This is a genomic window from Kitasatospora sp. NPDC096140, assembly GCF_040303045.1.
Lineage (GTDB): Bacteria > Actinomycetota > Actinomycetes > Streptomycetales > Streptomycetaceae > Kitasatospora.
Genome location: NZ_JBEOUW010000012.1, coordinates 1 through 17,208 on the forward strand (window position 1 = coordinate 1; position 17,208 = coordinate 17,208).

General features: G+C 74.2%; 15 protein-coding genes. 7 read left to right on the forward strand and 8 right to left on the reverse strand.

Annotated elements, in window-relative coordinates; translation table 11 throughout:
* The first annotated feature begins 234 nt into the window (after positions 1-234).
* Together ABT048_RS14680 and ABT048_RS14685 are read left to right on the forward strand one after the other, a co-directional pair.
* Positions 235-642 (forward strand): YciI family protein, encoded by a 408-nt coding sequence (locus ABT048_RS14680; protein ID WP_350521743.1) that lies wholly within the window; start codon positions 235-237, stop codon positions 640-642.
* 8 nt (positions 643-650) lie between these two features.
* Positions 651-1,808, forward strand: a complete 1,158-nt coding sequence (locus tag ABT048_RS14685; protein ID WP_350521910.1) for an RNA polymerase sigma factor — start codon at positions 651-653, stop codon at positions 1,806-1,808.
* A gap of 18 nt (positions 1,809-1,826) precedes the next feature.
* On the opposite strand, the gene ABT048_RS14690 is transcribed toward ABT048_RS14685, so the two are convergent.
* The 5 genes from ABT048_RS14690 to ABT048_RS14710 form a co-directional block, all read right to left on the reverse strand.
* Positions 1,827-3,137, reverse strand: a complete 1,311-nt coding sequence (locus ABT048_RS14690) for a DUF58 domain-containing protein (RefSeq protein WP_350521744.1) — start codon at positions 3,135-3,137, stop codon at positions 1,827-1,829.
* Between the two features lie 121 nt (positions 3,138-3,258).
* Positions 3,259-4,272 carry an AAA family ATPase gene (locus tag ABT048_RS14695; RefSeq protein WP_402805224.1) on the reverse strand — a complete coding sequence of 338 codons (1,014 nt, stop codon included), beginning with the start codon at positions 4,270-4,272 and terminating at the stop codon, positions 3,259-3,261.
* Complete coding sequence (locus ABT048_RS14700; protein WP_350521745.1) at positions 4,269-5,489, reverse strand: DUF4350 domain-containing protein; 1,221 nt, start codon at positions 5,487-5,489, stop codon at positions 4,269-4,271. Before ABT048_RS14700 ends, ABT048_RS14695 begins: the two co-directional genes overlap by 4 nt.
* On the reverse strand, positions 5,486-6,193 hold the full coding sequence (locus tag ABT048_RS14705) for a DUF4129 domain-containing protein (protein WP_350521746.1): 708 nt from the start codon (positions 6,191-6,193) through the stop codon (positions 5,486-5,488). Before ABT048_RS14705 ends, ABT048_RS14700 begins: the two co-directional genes overlap by 4 nt.
* A 5-nt stretch (positions 6,194-6,198) precedes the next feature.
* A complete protein-coding gene (locus ABT048_RS14710) occupies positions 6,199-7,371 on the reverse strand; it encodes a DUF7847 domain-containing protein (RefSeq protein WP_350521747.1) in 1,173 nt (390 codons plus the stop codon).
* Positions 7,372-7,659: 288 nt separating this feature from the next.
* Here ABT048_RS14710 and mtrA point away from each other — a divergent pair, with 288 nt between their 5' ends.
* Genes mtrA through ABT048_RS14725 form a run of 3 tightly spaced genes read left to right on the forward strand, consistent with a single transcriptional unit; the run spans position 7,660 to position 12,317 of the window.
* The gene (gene mtrA, locus ABT048_RS14715; RefSeq protein WP_030061806.1) at positions 7,660-8,337 is read left to right on the forward strand and encodes an MtrAB system response regulator MtrA; all 678 of its coding nucleotides are present in this window, start codon (positions 7,660-7,662) and stop codon (positions 8,335-8,337) included.
* Position 8,338: 1 nt separating this feature from the next.
* Entirely contained in the window at positions 8,339-10,450 is a 2,112-nt protein-coding gene (mtrB, locus tag ABT048_RS14720; RefSeq protein ID WP_502894011.1) for an MtrAB system histidine kinase MtrB, read from the forward strand.
* Positions 10,425-12,317: an LpqB family beta-propeller domain-containing protein gene (locus ABT048_RS14725; RefSeq protein WP_350521748.1), complete on the forward strand. Its 1,893-nt coding sequence runs from the start codon at positions 10,425-10,427 to the stop codon at positions 12,315-12,317. Before mtrB ends, ABT048_RS14725 begins: the two co-directional genes overlap by 26 nt.
* 138 nt (positions 12,318-12,455) lie before the next feature.
* Here ABT048_RS14725 and ABT048_RS14730 read toward each other — a convergent pair whose 3' ends face one another.
* Positions 12,456-13,178, reverse strand: coding sequence for a ComF family protein (locus ABT048_RS14730; protein WP_350521749.1), 723 nt, complete (start codon positions 13,176-13,178; stop codon positions 12,456-12,458).
* 369 nt (positions 13,179-13,547) lie between these two features.
* Between ABT048_RS14730 and hpf the strand changes: the two genes are divergently transcribed.
* Both hpf and ABT048_RS14740 read left to right on the forward strand, forming a co-directional pair.
* Complete coding sequence (gene hpf, locus ABT048_RS14735) at positions 13,548-14,240, forward strand: ribosome hibernation-promoting factor, HPF/YfiA family (protein ID WP_350521750.1); 693 nt, start codon at positions 13,548-13,550, stop codon at positions 14,238-14,240.
* A gap of 202 nt (positions 14,241-14,442) precedes the next feature.
* Positions 14,443-15,195, forward strand: coding sequence for a response regulator (locus ABT048_RS14740; protein ID WP_350521751.1), 753 nt, complete (start codon positions 14,443-14,445; stop codon positions 15,193-15,195).
* A 52-nt stretch (positions 15,196-15,247) separates the two neighbouring features.
* Here ABT048_RS14740 and ABT048_RS14745 read toward each other — a convergent pair whose 3' ends face one another.
* Positions 15,248-16,459, reverse strand: coding sequence for a winged helix-turn-helix domain-containing protein (locus ABT048_RS14745; protein ID WP_350521752.1), 1,212 nt, complete (start codon positions 16,457-16,459; stop codon positions 15,248-15,250).
* Between the two features lie 65 nt (positions 16,460-16,524).
* The gene (locus ABT048_RS14750) at positions 16,525-17,082 is read right to left on the reverse strand and encodes a GNAT family N-acetyltransferase (RefSeq protein ID WP_350521753.1); all 558 of its coding nucleotides are present in this window, start codon (positions 17,080-17,082) and stop codon (positions 16,525-16,527) included.
* Between the last annotated feature and the right edge of the window lie 126 nt (positions 17,083-17,208).

Consider the following 17,208-nt stretch of genomic DNA (forward strand, 5'->3'; position numbering starts at 1 on the left):
GATGGTACTGCAGGGGGGACCCTGTGGGAGAGTAGGACGCCGCCGAACAATCATTCCAAAGAACCCCTGATCCACTCGGATCAGGGGTTCTTTGCGTTTCCGGACCTGTGCGGGGCCGGGACGGAAGCTTCTCGAAAAAATCTTGGTCGGCGATGTCGAGAACCCGTGGTCCGCTCCGTCCCCGGGGTGAGAGCGGCCCACAATGGGTGGCACCAGCATCGAGGGAGAAGCACGATGGCCAAGTACCTGCTGCTCAAGCACTACCGAGGCGCCCCGGACGCGGTGAACTGCGTGCCGATGGACCAGTGGACGCCGGAGGAGATCTCCGCGCACATCCGGTACATGCAGGACTTCGCGGCCCGTCTGGAGAAGACCGGCGAGTTCGTCGACGGCCAGGCGCTCGCCCCCGAGGGGACGTGGGTGCGGTACGACGGCGAGGGCCGGCCGCCGGTCACCGACGGTCCGTTCGCGGAGACCAAGGACCTCATCGCCGGCTGGATGGTGATCGACGTCGACAGTTACGAGCGTGCCGTCGAACTGGCCGGTGAGCTGTCGGCGGCGCCGGGGGCCGGTGGCGAGCCGATCCACGAGTGGCTGGAGCTGCGTCCGTTCCTGGCCGAGCCGCCGACCATCACGGAGTGACCCTCCCGATGAACGAGGCCCTGCTCCGGAGCCTCACACCGAGCGTGCTCGGGATCCTCGTCCGCCGCGGAGCCGACTTCGCGGCGGCCGAGGACGCCGTGCAGGAAGCGCTGGTCGAGGCGGTCCGCGTCTGGCCGGATGATCAGCCCCGTGATGCCAAGGGCTGGCTGGTCACCGTGGCCTGGCGCAAGTTCCTCGACGCGGCGCGGTCGGACACCGCTCGACGCCGGCGTGAGGACCTGGTCGACCAGGAGCCGGAGCCGGGGCCGGCGACCGAGGTGGACGACACGCTCCGGCTCTACTTCCTGTGCGCCCACCCGTCGTTGACGCCGTCCTCGGCGGTGGCGCTCACCCTGCGGGCCGTGGGCGGTCTGACCACCCGCCAGATCGCTCAGGCCTACCTGGTGCCCGAGGCGACCATGGCCCAGCGCATCAGCCGGGCCAAGCGCACCGTCTCCGGCGTGCGGTTCGACCAGCCCGGTGACCTCTCCACCGTGCTGCGGGTCCTGTACCTGGTGTTCAACGAGGGCTACTCCGGGGACGTCGACCTCGCTGCCGAGGCCATCCGGCTCACCCGGCAGCTCGCGGCCGCGATCGACCACCCCGAGGTGGCGGGACTGCTGGCCCTGATACTGCTGCACCACGCCCGGCGGGCCGGCCGGACCGCGCCCGACGGCAGCCTGGTGCCGCTGGCCGAGCAGGACCGGAGCAGGTGGGACACCGGGTTGATCGCCGAGGGTGTCCGGATCCTGCAGGGGGCCCTCGGGCGCGACCGGCTGGGCGAGTTCCAGGCCCAGGCCGCCGTGGCCGCGCTGCACGCCGACGCGCCCACGGCCGGGGAGACGGACTGGGTGCAGATCGTCGAGTGGTACGACGAGCTGGTGCGCCTGACGGACAGTCCGGTGGCCCGGCTCAACCGTGCGGTGGCGGTCGGCGAGGCGGACGGTCCGCGGGCCGGGCTGGCGGCGCTCGCGGAGCTCGACGACTCGCTGCCCCGCCACACCGCGGTGGCGGCGTACCTCCACGAGCGCGACGGCGACCCGGGGACGGCGGCACGGCTGTACGTCGAGGCGGCGCACAAGGCGTCCAACCTCGCCGAGCGCGACTACCTGACGCGTCAGGCGGCCCGGCTCAATGCGGGGTTGAACGCCCGTGGGCCACGCTGAGGCGCCTGCCGGGGCGGGTCAGAGGCGGCCGGCCGCCTTCAGTGCCAGGTAGGTGTCGGCCAGCGCCGGGGCGATCCGCGCGGGCGGGGCGTCGAGGACGGTGACGCCGTGCCGGGTGAGGCGGTCGGCGGTGGTGCGGCGGTCGGCGCGGGTCTGCTCGGCGGCCGCCGCGCCGTAGACCGCCTCGACGGTGCCGCGGCCGGCGGCGAGGACGTCCAGCCGCGGGTCGGCGACGGAGGCCAGGACGACCTCGTGGCGCTTGGTGAGCAGCGGCAGCAGTGGGCGCAGGCCGTCCTCGACCGGCGCCGCGTCGAGGCCGGTGAGCAGGACGATCAGCGAGCGGTGCGGCGCCATCTTGAGGGCCGTGGAGACCAGCGAGCGCATGTCGGTCTCGTGCAGTGCGGGCTCCAGGCCGGCCATGGCGTTGGTGAAGGCGGGCAGTACCTCGTGGGCCGAACAACCGGCCACGGTGGCGCGCTTGACGGCGTCGTGGGCGAGCAGGTCGACGCGGTCCCCGGCGCGGGTGGCGAGCGCGGTGAGCAGCAGGGCCGCGTCGAGGGCGGCGTCCAGTCGCGGGGCGTCGCCGACGCGGCCGGCCGAGGTGCGGCCGGTGTCGAGGACGACGAGGATGTGGCGGTCGCGTTCGGGGCGCCAGGTGCGGACGGCGACGGTGTTGCGGCGGGCGCTGGCGCGCCAGTCGATGGAGCGGACGTCGTCGCCGGGCAGGTACTCGCGCAGGGAGTCGAACTCGGTGCCCTGGCCGCGGGTCAGCACCGAGGTGCGGCCGTCGAGTTCGCGCAGGCGGGCGAGCCGGGAGGGCAGGTGCTTGCGGCTGGCGAACGGGGGGAGCGCGCGGACCGTCCAGGGGACCAGGTGGGAGCCCTGGCGGGCGGCGAGGCCGAGCGGGCCGAACGAGCGGACCGTCACCCGGTGGGCGTGGTGGTCGCCGCGGCGGGTCGGGCCGAGCACGGTGACGGTCCGGCGCCGTTCGCCGCCCGGGACGGTGAGGGTGTGCCGGGAGGCGGTCTCGGCGGTGCCGGGGCGCCAGGACGACGGTGCCCAGGCGTCCCGGACCAGGGCGCGGAGGAGGCGCCCGGAGGGGTTGGTGACGGTCAACTCGACCGACGCGGGCTCGCCGAGCCGGACGGTGGTGTCGCCGCCCCGCTCGAACCGCAGTTCGCGGACGGGGGCGGCGAGCACCAGGTCGACCGCGGCGGCGAGCAGGACCACGCCGGTGACCAGCCAGATCCCGGACGTCGACGGCAGCAGCAGGCCCACGACGAGCGCGCCGAGCGCGGCGAGCAGGGCGGTTCGCCCGGTGAGGGCCATGCGGTGCGCTCCTTCGGAGACCCGTCGCCCCGGGGCCCGCGACGGGACGACGGGCGACGGGGCGCGGGCGATGGATCGGGCGGATCGGGCGGGATCGGGAGGGGCGGGTGGACCGGTCCGGTCAGCGCGGTGCGGGCGTCTGGGCGAGGACCGCCTGGATGACGGAGTCCGCGGTGACGCCCTCCATCTCGGCCTCGGCGCGCAGCGCGACCCGGTGCCGCAGGGTGGGCAGGGCGAGCGCCTTGACGTCGTCCGGGGTGACGTAGTCGCGGCCGGCCAGCCAGGCCCAGGCCCGCGAGGCGGCGAGCAGGGCGGTGGCGCCGCGCGGGGAGACGCCGATGGACAGCGACGGGGACTGCCGGGTGGCCCGGCAGAGGTCGACGATGTAGGCGAGGACCTCGGGGGACACGGTCAGCTTGGCGATCTGGGCGCGGGCGGCGGCGAGGTGCTCGGGGCCGGCGACCGGACGGACGCCGGCGGCGGCGAGGTCGCGGGGGTCGAAGCCGGCGGCGTGCCGGGCGAGGACCTGGAACTCCTGGTCGCGGTCGGGCAGCGGCAGGACCAGCTTGAGCAGGAAGCGGTCCAGCTGGGCCTCGGGCAGCGGGTAGGTGCCCTCGTACTCGACCGGGTTCTGGGTCGCGGCGACGAGGAACGGGACGGGCAGCGCACGCGGTTCGCCGTCGACCGTGACCTGGCGCTCCTCCATGGCCTCCAGCAGGGCGGCCTGGGTCTTCGGCGGGGTGCGGTTGATCTCGTCGGCGAGCAGCAGGTTGGTGAAGACCGGGCCGGGCTGGAAGGAGAACTCGGCGGTGCGGGCGTCGTAGACGAGCGAACCGGTGACGTCGCCGGGCATCAGGTCGGGGGTGAACTGGATGCGCTTGGTCTCCAGGTTGAGCGCGGTGGAGAGGGTGCGGATCAGCAGGGTCTTGGCGACGCCGGGGACGCCCTCCAGCAGCACGTGGCCGCCGCAGAGGAGCGCGACCACCAGCCCGGTGACGGCGGCGTCCTGGCCGACCACGGCCTTGCCGATCTCGGCGCGCAGGGCGGTCAGCGCGGCCCGCGGGTCGGTGCTGCCGGGGGTGGCGGTCGCCGTGCCGGGAACGGTGCGGAGCTGGGCGGTTGCCTGGTCGGTCACGGGTTCCGTACCTGCCTTTCGAGGGTGTCGAGGTCGTCGGCGAGCCGCAGCAGTGCGGCGTCGTCGGTCGGGGGCGGGCCGTACAGCAGGGCCCGGACGTCCCCGGCGGGCCGGTCGGGGAGCCGGTCGGCCACGGCCGCGCAGAGTGCTTCGGGGTCGGGCGCGCCGGCCCGGAGCGGGACGCCCAGGGCCGGGGCGAGGCGGTGGGCGGCGGCGCGGCGCAGGGCCTCGGCGGCGTGGCCGTGGGCCTTGGCGCGCCGGTAGAGGCGGGCCCGGCCCTCGGTGGTCTCGGAGGCGCGGACCACCACGGGCAGGTCCTCGCTGACCACCGGCCCGAGCCGTCGGCCGCGCCAGAGGGCGGCGAGCCCGGCGGCGACGACGAGCTGGTAGTAGGCCCAGTGCCAGCCGCTCGGGATGTAGTCCTCGAAGCTCTTGAAGCCGTTGCCCTCGGCGAGCGGGGCCGAGTAGTCCGGCAGGTGCCAGGTCAGGCGGGGCTGCGAGCCGAGCAGGCCGAGCGCGAGGGCGGCGTCGCCGTCCGCGGCGAGCTTTCCGTTCTGCAGGAAGGCGCCGCTGCCGAGCACGACGACGTCGCCGCCGTCGTCGTTCCGGGTGCCGACCAGGGGGTAGCCGTGGCCGCGCGGGTAGCAGCCCTCGCCGCGGCTGCCGCTGGTGTAGAGCATGCCGCCGAGGTGGGCGCTGCCGGCCCGGGCGGCCTCGATGAGCGAGCAGTCCGCGTCGGTGCTGCGGACGGAGGCGTACGGCAGGCCGCCGTCCTCCTCGGACAGCCGGATGCCGGGTGCGAGCGCGGTGAGGGCGGCCGGGCCCGGGGCGATCAGGACCAGCCGTCGGTGCCGGGCGGCCGCGACGGCGCGCAGCTGGTCGGCGGAGAGCAGGTCGGGCTCGGGCAGCACGAGGGTGTCCGGGCCGGTCGGGTTGCCGGTCGGGTCGGTGGTGAACTCGGCCGTGAGCCCCTGGCGTTCGAGGAGCGCGACGACGGCGTGGGCGCCGTCGGCGTCGTACGAGCGCGGGTCGAGCGGCGGGTAGAGGTGGTCCCGGCCGAGGGAGGTCACGAGGAGGGCGCCGATCAGCAGGGCGCCGAGGAAGGCCAGGTACCAGCGGGCGCGGCGCCACAGGCCGCGCCCGGTGGGGGCGAGGCTGGTCGGGGCGGCGCCGGGGGGCGTCCCGGCCACCGGCGGCGCGGGGGTGGTGGCGGTCATGCCGTTCCTCCCGGGGCCTGGTTCGGCACGGGGGCCGGGACGGCCGGCGGGCCCGGTGCGAGGACGGGACGGGAGCGCTCCAGCGTCCGGTCCAGCTCGTGCAGCAGCCGGTACGCGGCTTGGTCGGCGGTGCGCTCGCCGTACGCGATGTCGTCGAAGGTCCGGGCGGCCGCGGACAGGGCGGCGGCGTGTTCGGGCAGCGCCCGGCCGGCCTCGGCGGCGGCCTCGTCGGCGGTGCGGCCGGGGCGGGAGTCGAGCAGGGTCCGCTCCTCCAGGGCGCGCACCAGGGCGCGCATCTGCTCGCGGACGGCCTCGGTCCAGCGCCCGGCGGCGGCGTGTCCGGCGGCGTCCGCCCGGTACTGCGCGGCGCTGCGCGGGCCCTCGACGCCGTACACGTCCCCGAGGGTGCGGGCGGCGCGGCGGGGCGCGCCGAGGCGCCACCACAGTGCGGCGCCGATCAGCACCGCGACGATCAGGAAGAGCACCAGGCCGGTGGTGCCGTCGGTGCCGTCGCCGGAGATGCCGCTGAGCGCGCTGGAGATGTGGTCCCAGAACCAGTCCATCGCCCGTTGCAGGACCGACGGGTCGTGCTTGTGGTACTCGGCGTCGAGCAGTTCGTCCCGGGCGGCGTCGCGCGCGGGGTCGCGCGGAACGGTGACCGGGGTGCCGCCCGCGGCGAGGAGCCTGTCCCCCCAGGTAGGCATCCGGTTCAGCGCCCCGCCGGGGTCTGGTCGGCCTGTCCGCCCCAGCCGGTGCCGCCGTACTCGGGCAGGCCGGCGGCGCGGGCGAGCTCGATGTCCAGGGCCTCGCGGCGGATCCGCTGGTCGACGTAGAGCAGGACGCCGACGGCGGCCATGAAGGGGGTGGTGAGGGTGCCGGCGATGATCCCGGCGACCGCCATGAGGGCGACCATCCCGGCGCCCTCATGGGCGGCAGCGGTCAGGCCCTGGCCGGCGAAACTGTCGAGGCCCAGCAGTACGCCGAGGAAGCGGAACGGGACGGCGATGACGACCGCGACGACGATCGACAGCACCTTGCTGACCAGCGTGATGCCGAGGATCCGCCACCAGGAGCCGCGGACCAGGCGCCGCGAGCGCGACAGCGCGGCGGCCACGCCCTGCTTCTCCAGCATCAGTGCGGGGGCGGCGAGGCTGTAGCGGATCCACAGCCAGGCGGCCACCGGCAGGGCCAGCAGGCCGACCAGGGACAGCAGCGCGGTGGTCGCGGGCTCGTCGGCGCCTCCGGCGCTGTAGCCGAACATGGGGGCGAAGCCGAGCAGGGCCACACCGGGGCCCATCAGGGCGGTGAGCAGGGTGAGCCCGAGCAGCTGCAGGAGGCGCGGCCGGGCGTCGCGCCAGGCCTCGCCGGCGGTCACGGAGCGGCCGAGCACGGCGCGGCTGACGACGATGGTGAGCAGCGCGGCGGCGAGCACGTCGAGCAGCAGCTGCAGCGGCAGGGCGGCCACCAGTCGCAGGGCCTGGGTGGCGGTGCCGGTCTTGCCCTTGACCAGCAGGTCGACCACGACGGTGCCGCCCTGGGCGATCACCGCCATGCCGAGCGAGAGGGCGAGTACCGTCCGCCACTGCCGGCGGACGGTGCTGACGGCGCCGTCGAGCAGTTCGCCCATGCCGAGGGGGCGCAGCGGGATGACGCCGGGCTTGGGGCTCTGCGGCGCGCCCCAGCCGTACGGCTGCCGGTTGCCGGGGGGCTGCTGTCCCCACTGCGGACGGGCCTGCTCGCCCGGGTGGGCGTTCCAGCCGGGGGTGGCCTGCGGTGGTGCCGACGGCCCGGGCACGGCGGCGGGCGCATCGACCGGGGGCCGGACGCCGTCGCGGGGTGGCTCGGACGAGCCGGGCGAGGCCCAGCCCGGAGTGTCGGTCATCACTGCTCCTCGGAGGGGCGTCGTGGGCGCGACTGCGGATGGATCTTCCACCCGCGCGCAGCGCCAATCGTGCCATGGGGTCGGAGCAGGCCCCATGGGGATCCGGTTGCTGATCGGCAACGGGGCGCCGAGGTGGCGCGGGCGGCGCGCCGCGGACGGTTCGGCGGTGCTCCACCGGGGGTCATTCGCCCGGTATGGCCGGAATTCACCGGCAGTCGGAGTTGGCCGTTCTGGAGCAATGGCACTGCTGTGCGGCAGGTCACAATCCGGTAATGAGAAGATGGACGCATGAAGGGACGCGTCCTCGTCGTTGATGACGACTCCGCACTGGCCGAGATGCTCGGCATCGTGCTGCGTGGTGAGGGTTTTGAGCCGTTTTTCGTCGCCGACGGGGACAAGGCACTAGCCGCGTTCCGGGAGACCAAGCCCGACCTGGTCCTGCTCGACCTGATGCTGCCCGGCCGGGACGGCATCGACGTGTGTCGGCAGATCCGGGCCGAGTCCGGCATCCCGATCGTCATGCTGACCGCGAAGACCGACACGGTCGACGTCGTGGTGGGCCTGGAGTCGGGTGCCGACGACTACGTCACCAAGCCGTTCAAGCCCAAGGAGCTGGTGGCCCGGGTGCGCGCCCGGTTGCGCCGCGCCGAGGAGCCGACGCCCGAGCAGCTGACCATCGGCGACCTGGTGATCGACGTGGCCGGTCACTCCGTGAAGCGGGACGGGCGGGGCATCCCGCTGACCCCGCTGGAGTTCGACCTGCTGGTCGCGCTGGCCCGCAAGCCCTGGCAGGTGTTCACCCGCGAGGTGCTGCTGGAGCAGGTCTGGGGCTACCGCCACGCGGCGGACACCCGCCTGGTCAACGTCCACGTGCAGCGCCTCCGCTCCAAGATCGAGAAGGACCCGGAGCGCCCCGAGATCGTGGTGACCGTCCGCGGCGTCGGCTACAAGGCCGGACCCAGCTGACGTGACGGACCGGGCTGACGAGACCCCGTCGGGTACCGCGACCGACGGGGCCGGGGCCGTGCGCGGGGACGTGCTGAGTTCGACCACCCGCCGCCGACGCGGCCCGTCCGGCCTGATCGGACTGGTGAAGCGCCAGCTGCGCCGTCCCACCCACCGGGTGACCGCGCTGTACCGGCGGTCGATCCAGCTGCGCGTGGTCGCGGTGTCCCTGCTGGCCTCCATCGCGGTGGTCCTGGTGCTGGGCGTGGTCGTGGTGGCGCAGGTGCGCACCGGCCTGCTCGACACCAAGATGGACGCCGCGCGGGCGCAGGCGAGGATCGGCTTCCAGGTCGAGCAGAAGAAGATCGACGAGGCCAGGGACCAGAAGCTGCGGGGCACCGCCGACCCGACCGTCGACGAGACCGGCACCTGGCTGCTGCGGCAGGTCAACGACCTGGCCGGGAGCGGGCAGACCGTCTACTCGGTGATCGCGATGGCGCCCGGCACCGGCGCCGTCGTCCCGGACACCGGGGGCTTCGCGCCCCGCTACTCGGGCGACATCCAGCCCAGCAGCATCCCGGACACCCTGCGGGCCAAGCTCATGTCCGAGCCCGGCCAGATGTTCGACCAGCCGACCCGGATCCACCGCGCGCCCGAGAGCAGCGTGAAGTCCGAGCCCGGGCTGGCCCTCGGCATGCAGTTCGTCGGCCCGGCCGGGAACAGCTACCAGATGTTCTACGTGTTCTCCTTCGGCCAGGAGACCGACACGCTCAACCTGGTCACCGGCACCCTGGCGACCGCCGGCGTGTTCGTGGTGATCCTCATGGGCGGCATCGCCTGGGTCGTGGTGCGCCAGGTGGTCACCCCGGTCCGGATGGCCGCCGGGATCTCCGAGCGGCTCGCCGACGGGCACCTGGAAGAGCGGATGAAGGTGACCGGGACGGACGACATCGCCCGCCTCGGGGAGTCGTTCAACCGGATGGCCAACGCGCTGCAGGCACAGATCCGCCAGCTGGAGGAGCTGTCCCGGGTGCAGCGGCGGTTCGTCTCGGACGTCTCGCACGAGCTGCGCACCCCGCTGACCACGGTGCGGATGGCCGCGGACCTCATCTACGACAGCCGCGAGGACCTGGACCCGATGGCGGCCCGCTCCGCGGAGCTGCTGCAGGGCCAGCTGGACCGCTTCGAGTCGCTGCTCGCCGACCTGCTGGAGATCAGCCGCTTCGACGCCGGCGCCGCCATCCTGGACGCCGAGCCGGTCGACCTGCGGGAGATCGTCGGCCGGGTGGTGGAGGCCGCCGAGCCGCTGGCCGAGGCCAAGGGCAGCGCGGTGGTGATCCGCGGCGACGGCGAGCCGGTGCTGGCCGAGGTGGACTCCCGCCGGATCGAGCGCATCCTGCGCAACCTGGTGGTCAACGCGCTGGAGCACGGCGAGGGCCGCGACGTGGTGGTCCGGCTGGGCTCGGCGGACGGCGCGGTCGCGGTCGGCGTGCGCGACTACGGCATCGGCCTCAAGCCGGGCGAGGCGTCCCGGGTGTTCCACCGCTTCTGGCGGGCCGACCCGTCCCGGGTGCGGACCACCGGCGGCACCGGCCTCGGCCTGTCCATCGCGGTCGAGGACGCCCACCTGCACGGCGGCTGGCTCCAGGCCTGGGGCGAGCCCGGCGGCGGGTCGCACTTCCGGCTCACCCTGCCGCGCACCCGCGGCGGCGAGATCTCCCGGGCGCCGTTCCGCCTCGAACCGGAGGACTCCCGCAACAACCGGGGCCTGGGCACGTACGGCATGCCGTACCGTCGGGCGATCAGCCCGGTCGGCTCGACGGCGATGGCCGTCGCCGAGGAGCCCACGGAGGCGCCGGACGGCGGCGGAGCCGGCTTCGGCTTCGGCAGCGGGCTCGGCGGGGTGCTGAACATCGGCCCCGGCCTCGGTCGGAGCCGGATGCCCGAGGGCCCGCGCTCGGACCCCTCGGACGTGCGGACGGCGGGGGCGGGTTACGGGGCGACCGGCGCCCAGGTCATGGTGGACCCGACGCCCGGACGGCCGTCGGTGGCACAGCGGACGGCGGAGCCGGACATGACGGGTGGGACGGACGTGGAGGGGTCGCAGCGTGCGAGGGACGAGCAACAGGACTGAGCCGCGGCTCCTCGCGGTGGCCGGCGCGCTGCTCGCCCTGACGGCGAGCGGCTGCGCGGCCATGCCCGACTCCGGCGGCATCACCAAGGTGGAGCTGTCCCAAGGCTCGGCGGACAAGAACCTGCAGGCCAGGGTCTACCCGGTGGCGCCGGGCAAGGGCGCCAAGCCGCGCGAGCTGCTGACCGGGTTCCTGGACGCGGTGACCGCCGACGAGGGGTACGAGACCGCGCGCAAGTACCTCACCGAGAGCGCCGCCGCGGCCTGGAAGCCGGAGGCCGGGATCCGGGTGCTCTCGTCCACGACCATCCCCGGTGGCCAGGACGTCGTCGACACCGATGCCCAGGCCACGGTGACGGTGAGCGGGCAGCTGGTCGCCAGCGTCGACGAGAAGCGCTCGTACCTGCAGGTGGCCGGGCAGAACAACAACGTCTCCTCCGACTTCACCTTCGTCCGGGAGAAGGACGGCGAGTGGCGGATCGACAAGCTGCCGCCCGGCGTGATCATGAACGAGACCAACTTCCGGAACAGCTTCCGGCAGGTCGAGCGGTTCTTCTACACCGCGCCGGACCCGTCCGCGGTGGCCTCCGGCAACGCCGGCCAGGAGGTGCTGGTCGCCGACCCGATCTACCTGCGGCGCCGAATAGACCCGCTGACCACGGCCGCCCAGGCGCTGGCCGACGGGCCCTCGACCTGGCTCTCGCCGGTGGTCCGGACGGCCTTCCCGAACGGCGCCAGGGTCGACCGGGTGACCATCGACGACAGCCGGATCGCCCACGTGCAGCTCGGCGAGGCGGACGTCAGCGAGCCGATGGCGTGCCGGCGGATGGCGACCCAGCTCTTCTACACCCTCGCCGACCAGGGCAAGGGCCAGGTCGAGCGGCTGGAACTGAAGGGGCAGCGCGGCTCCTGCACCGCCAGCCGCACCGACGTGCCGGCCACCGGCCCGGGCGCCCTGGCCGGGCCGACGCCCACGACGCAGTACTACCAGCGTGCCGACGGCGCCCTGGTGGCGACCGACGAGGGCCGCCCCGGGGACCCGGTCCACGGGATCCTCGGCCGACCGCAGTCGAACACCAAGCCGGGGCTGGGCGCCATCGCGGTCAGCCGGAGCGGCTCCCAGGCCGCCGCGATCAGCGAGGACGGCCACCAGGTCTACTCGGTGCCGCTGACGGACGCCGCGGTGGGCCTGGGCGATCCGGTGCTCACCTCGCAGGCGAAGTCCGGCGACAAGGAGGACGGCTTCGCCTCGCCCAGCTGGGACGGCCGCAGCGACCTGTGGGTGGTGGACCGCAACCAGCAGGGGCAGCGGGTGGTCATGGTGCGCGGCAACAAGTCGTACACCGTTCCGGTCGAGGGCCTGACCGGGCAGACCGTGCAGTCGCTGAAGATCTCCTCGGACGGCGTCCGGGTGGCCCTGGTGGTCAAGACCCCGGGCGTGGCCATCCGCTCGCTGATGTTCGGCCTGGTGGTGCACGGCGGCACCCCGCAGGCACCGACGGTGAAGATCACCGGGCTGCGCCGGGCGGCCCCCACGCTCACCGACGTCGCCTCGGTGTCCTGGGCGGAGACCGACCAGCTGCTGGTGCTGGGCAAGGAGGCCGACCGGACCCAGCAGCTCTACTTCATCAGCACCGACGGGTCGCAGAGCACGGACACCCAGCTGCAGAGCGCCGAGAGCATGATGACCGTCGCGGCCTCGGAGTCCCGGGGCGACCGCCTGACCCAGGCGCCGCCGGTGCTCGCGATGGCGGAGGTCAAGCAGCCGGACGGCAAGCCGAGCGAGCTCAAGGCCTACCGCCTCGTCAACAACCAGTGGCGGGAGGCCCCGCTGATCGACAAGCCGCGGTCCTTCTTCTACGCGGGCTGACGGCGGGTCCGGACGCGGGCTGACGGCGGGTCCCGACGCGGGCTGACGCCGCGTCCGCGCGGGCCGACACGCCGTCCGGGCCGGTTCGACGCAGCGTCCGTACGGGCTGACGCCCCCGCGGGCGCCGCTCGGCCCCCGTCACCCCGCCGGGTGCACCTCGGTCGCGGCGACCGTGGCGGCGGCCCGGGCCGGCAGGCCGGCGTCGGCCAGCGCCCGGGCGGCCTCGGCGAGGCTGGCCCCGGTGGTCACCAGGTCGTCCACCAGGACGGGGTGACGCCCCGCCAGTCCCGCCCGCGCGCGCGGCAGCACGGTGAGCGCTCCGTGCAGGTTGCGGCGGCGCTCCGCCGCGTTCAGCCCGGTCTGGTCGGCGACCGGTCGGGCGTGACGCAGCATCGACGCGGCCCGGGCGTCCAGGCCGGCCCGGCGCAGCGAGCGGGCGGCGGCCCCGGCCAGCCGCAGCGTCGGGTCGTGTCCGCGGGCACGGACGGCCGCGCGGGTCGAGGGCATCGGCACCAGGAGCAGCGGGGCGGCACCGGCCCGCGGCCCCAGCGCGGAGCGCACCGCCCGGCCGAGGGCCTCGCCGAGCGGACCGGCCAGCCGCAGGGCGCCCCGCTCCTTGTGCGCGAGCAGCAACTGCCGGACCGGGTCGGCGTACGGCGCGGCGGCGTGCGCCCAGGGCAGCAGGGTCGGGCCGGGCCGCGCGGTGGCGAGGACCCGTCGGCAGGCCGGGCAGAGCTGGGTGCGTTCGCTGCCGCAGCCGGCGCAGTTCGCGGGGAGCAGGACGTCCAGCAGCCCGGCCAGTGCGTGGCCGAACGGTCCGTGTGCGGACGGTGGACGGATGGTGGGGGGATGCGGCGGCACGGCTGCTCCTGGCGGCGACAGGCACGGGGAGTGAGCAAAGGATGCGCCGTATGGGGGTCGTTGTCCAGGTATTTACCCATACTTCACCCTGGGGAGGGTAGACAGGGTGCAACAGCTTGACCGCCCGATCGCAGTATCGGGTCATACCCCCCTTCCCGCCCGGGGAGGCGAAAACCCCGCGCGAGGTGTTCGATAAGGCACCAGGGGGGTTTCAACCGTCCCTGGTGGGGAGGAAGTGAGGTGAGGGCCAGTCGTTTCCCGCCGCTGGCGGGGGGCGGGGGGCCGGCAGTGGATGGGCTGGTCCAGCTGGGTCTCAGCCCGATCCGGTAGCACCCGGATCGGCGTCAGCACGAGGGATCGGAGTTCTGCGTGGACATCGTCGTCAAGGGCCGCAAGACCGAGGTGCCCAAGAGGTTCCGCGAGCACGTGGCCGAGAAGCTGGAGAAGGTCCAGAAGTTCGACGGCAAGGTGATCAGCCTCGACGTCGAGGTGTCCAAGGAGCACAACCCGCGGCAGGCCGACCGGTCGGAGCGGGTGGAGATCACCCTCCGTACCCGTGGGCCGGTGATCCGGGCCGAAGCCGCCGCCGGTGACCCGTACGCGGCGCTCGACCTGGCTTCGGCGAAGCTCGACGCGCAGCTGCGCAAGTCCGCAGACCGGCGCCGGGTGCACAAGGGCGGCGCGAACGGCCGCACCCCCATCAGCGTCGCCGAGGCGACCGCGGCCCTGGCCGCGCTGCCGGAGCCGTCGCTGGAGGGCGGCACGAACGGCGCCGTCCGCAAGACCATGATGGGATCCCTGGAGGTGGAGGGCGAAGGCCCGCTGGTGGTCCGGGAGAAGACGCACCCGGCCGCCCCCATGGCGCTGGACCAGGCGCTCTACGAGATGGAGCTGGTCGGCCACGACTTCTACCTCTTCGTGGAGAAGGACAGCGGCCTGCCCAGCGTCGTCTACCGCCGGCACGGCTACAACTACGGTGTCATCCACCTGCAGACGGACCTGCAGGCCGGGCCGGGCAGTGGCGCGGGCGGCGCGATCGGCGGGGCCGACGACGAGGACTGACCGTCCGAGCAGCGATGGAGGGGTGACCCCGGTGGCCGCGGCCGCCGGGGTCACCGGCGTTCGGGGGTCGGATGGTTCGACCGCGGTCGGGTCTCGGGGCAGGGGTCACCCGATGCGAGGGAATTGGCACCGGAGGGTGACCGTGGCGGGGCCCGGGCGTGGAATGATTGGCGCACGACGACCCGCGAAGGGGGAGGAGCGGATGGGGGATCACTTCGGGCTGGGGCCCGCGGCTGGGCCCGGGCTGCCGTTGGGGCCGGAGGAGGAGCCCGCGTACGCGCCGCACCGGGGTGAGCCGATCCGTGTGCTGGTGGTGGACGACCACGCGCTGTTCCGGCGGGGGCTGGAGATCGTCCTGGCGGAGGAGCCGGACATCAAGGTCGTCGGCGAGGCGGGGGACGGCGCCGAGGCAGTGCTGAAGGCCGCCGACCTGCTGCCCGACATCATCCTGATGGACGTCCGGATGCCGCGCCGCAGCGGGATCGAGGCCTGCACGGCGATCAAGGACGTGGCGCCCAGCACCAAGATCATCATGTTGACGATAAGCGACGAGGAGGCCGACCTCTACGAGGCGATCAAGGCGGGTGCCACCGGCTACCTGCTGAAGGAGATCTCCACCGACGAGGTCGCCACCGCGATCCGCGCGGTCGCCGACGGGCAGTCGCAGATCAGCCCCTCGATGGCCTCCAAGCTGCTCACCGAGTTCAAGTCGATGATCCAGCGCCGCTCCGACGACCGGGACCTGGTGCCCGCACCCCGGCTCACCGACCGGGAGTTGGAGGTGCTCAAGCTGGTGGCGACCGGGATGAACAACCGGGAGATCGCCAAGGAGCTGTTCATCAGCGAGAACACCGTGAAGAACCACGTGCGCAACATCCTGGAGAAGCTCCAACTGCACTCCAGGATGGAGGCCGTGGTGTACGCGATGCGGGAGAAGATCCTCGAAATAGGGTGAGCCGGGCCGGCCGGGCACACCCGTCCGGCCGGCCGCTCCCGCGCGGCCGGGCTCACCCGTCCGCGAGCAGCTTCTCCAGGGCCGGGCGCAGCCGCTCGTCGTGCAGCGCCTCGACCCGTACCGTGTCGCAGCCGACCCAGGCCGCCGCCTCGCGCAGGGCCGTCGCCAGCGGTTCGAGGTGCCGGGCGCCGCGGCCCCGGTCGTCGGTCAGCGAGACCTGTCGAGCGATCAGGGTGCGGCCCTCGCGGGCCGGGTCGACCCGGCCGACCAGGCGGCCGCCGGCCAGCAGCGGCATCGCGAAGTAGCCGTGCACCCGCTTGTGCTTGGGGGTGTAGGCCTCCAGCCGGTGCGACATTCCGAAGATCCGCTCGGTGCGGGCGCGGTCCCAGATCAGCGAGTCGAACGGTGAGAGCAGCGTGGTGCGGTGGCGTCCGCGCGGGGTGGTGGCCAGGGCGGCCGGGTCGGCCCAGGCCGGGGCCGGGGTGCCGTCCGGGCCCCACCCGGCCACCTCGACCGGGACGAGCCCGCAGTCGGCGAGCACCGGGTCCAACTCCTCGGCGCGCAGCCGGTGGTAGTCCAGCAGATCGGCCCGGGTGGCCACGCCGAGCGCGGCGCCGGCCTGGGCGACCAGGGTGCGCACGCACTCCTCGTCCGACCGCTCCTGCCCGAACAGTGCGTCCGGGATGGCCTGTTCGGCCAGCGCGTAGACCCGCTTCCAGCTCCGTCGTTCGGTGCAGACCACGTCGCCGAAGGCCAGCGCCCGCTCGACCGCGATCTTGGTGTCGGACCAGTCCCACCACTCGGCGGTCTTCTTGGCGCCGCCCAGCTCGGTGGAGGTCAGCGGCCCCTCGGCGCGCAGCCGGTCGAGGACCAGCCGGTAGGCCTCGGGCGTGACCTGGTGGCCCCAGAGGTGGCCGCGGTCGCGGTAGCGGCGGCGCCGGAACGCGAACAGCGGCCACTCCTCGACCGGCAGGACGCAGGCCGCGTGCGACCAGTACTCGAAGCTCGTGCCGCCGCCCCAGTACGCCGCCTCGACCGCCGGGCGGCCGACCGCGCCGAGACGGGCGTACGGCACCAGCTCGTGCGAGCGGGCGAGCACCGAGATGGTGTCCAGCTGGACGGCGCCCAGGTGCCGCAGCACCCCGCGCACCCCGGCCCGGCGGTCGGGCGCGCCGAGCAGGCCCTGGGCCCGCAGGGCGATCCGGCGGGCGTCGTCGGCGCTCAGGACGGTGACGGGGGCGCTGTACGGGGCTGCGGCGGTCATGCCGGCGAGCGTAGCCCCGGGCGCTGACAGCCGTCCCGGGCGCCGGGGGCGGCCCCGGGACCGCCTCAGTCCAGGTCGGAGGCCAGCAGCGAGGCGACCCAGGCGTCGTGGAAGACGCCGCGCTGCTCGGCGTACGAGCGCATCGTGCCCTCGAAGCGGTAGCCGACCCGCTCGGCGACCGCGCGGGAGCCGTCGTTGCCGACGTAGGCCATCCACTCCAGGCGGCGCAGGCCGAGTACGCGCAGGCCGAAGCGGGAGACCGCGCGGGCGGCCTCGACCGTGTAGCCGCGGCCGCGGAACTCCTTCGTGGCCCACCAGCCGATCTCGGCGCAGCCCGGGTCGTTCTCGCGCAGGACGAGGCCCTGCGAGCCGACCAGGGCGCCGGACCCGCGCTCGAAGACGCACCAGATCCGGTTCGCGCCGGTGCGCCAGCCGTCGACGGCGAGATCGCGCACGAAGAACTCCGCGTCCTCGCGCCGGTACGGGGAGGGGACGACCGTCCAGCGCTGGATCTCCGCGTCCTGGCAGGCGGCGAAGACGGCGTCGATGTCCGATTCCCCCGGGGCGCGCAGCACGAGGCGCTCGGTGGTGAGGGTGGCCGGTTCGCTTCGGGGCTCTTCCATGAACGGATTATTTCTCCGGAACGGAATAGCGGGCATCCGCTTTTGTGGCCAACTCCTCGGCCCGTCGACCGATTTGTCCCGGTGGACGGTGCTATCGGGCCATGTGCTCGCGCGGGTGACACGGGA

What these genes read in the sequence shown, in the direction of transcription:
- ABT048_RS14745 (WP_350521752.1), bottom strand. Translation starts at nt 16,459, where the DNA reads ATGACCGCCGCAGCCCCGTACAGCGCCCCCGTCACCGTCCTGAGCGCC.
- ABT048_RS14750 (WP_350521753.1), bottom strand. Translation starts at nt 17,082, where the DNA reads ATGGAAGAGCCCCGAAGCGAACCGGCCACCCTCACCACCGAGCGCCTC.
- ABT048_RS14740 (WP_350521751.1), top strand. Translation starts at nt 14,443, where the DNA reads ATGGGGGATCACTTCGGGCTGGGGCCCGCGGCTGGGCCCGGGCTGCCG.
- ABT048_RS14705 (WP_350521746.1), bottom strand. Translation starts at nt 6,193, where the DNA reads ATGCCTACCTGGGGGGACAGGCTCCTCGCCGCGGGCGGCACCCCGGTC.
- ABT048_RS14690 (WP_350521744.1), bottom strand. Translation starts at nt 3,137, where the DNA reads ATGGCCCTCACCGGGCGAACCGCCCTGCTCGCCGCGCTCGGCGCGCTC.
- ABT048_RS14685 (WP_350521910.1), top strand. Translation starts at nt 651, where the DNA reads ATGAACGAGGCCCTGCTCCGGAGCCTCACACCGAGCGTGCTCGGGATC.
- ABT048_RS14710 (WP_350521747.1), bottom strand. Translation starts at nt 7,371, where the DNA reads ATGACCGACACTCCGGGCTGGGCCTCGCCCGGCTCGTCCGAGCCACCC.
- mtrA (WP_030061806.1), top strand. Translation starts at nt 7,660, where the DNA reads ATGAAGGGACGCGTCCTCGTCGTTGATGACGACTCCGCACTGGCCGAG.
- ABT048_RS14700 (WP_350521745.1), bottom strand. Translation starts at nt 5,489, where the DNA reads ATGACCGCCACCACCCCCGCGCCGCCGGTGGCCGGGACGCCCCCCGGC.
- ABT048_RS14680 (WP_350521743.1), top strand. Translation starts at nt 235, where the DNA reads ATGGCCAAGTACCTGCTGCTCAAGCACTACCGAGGCGCCCCGGACGCG.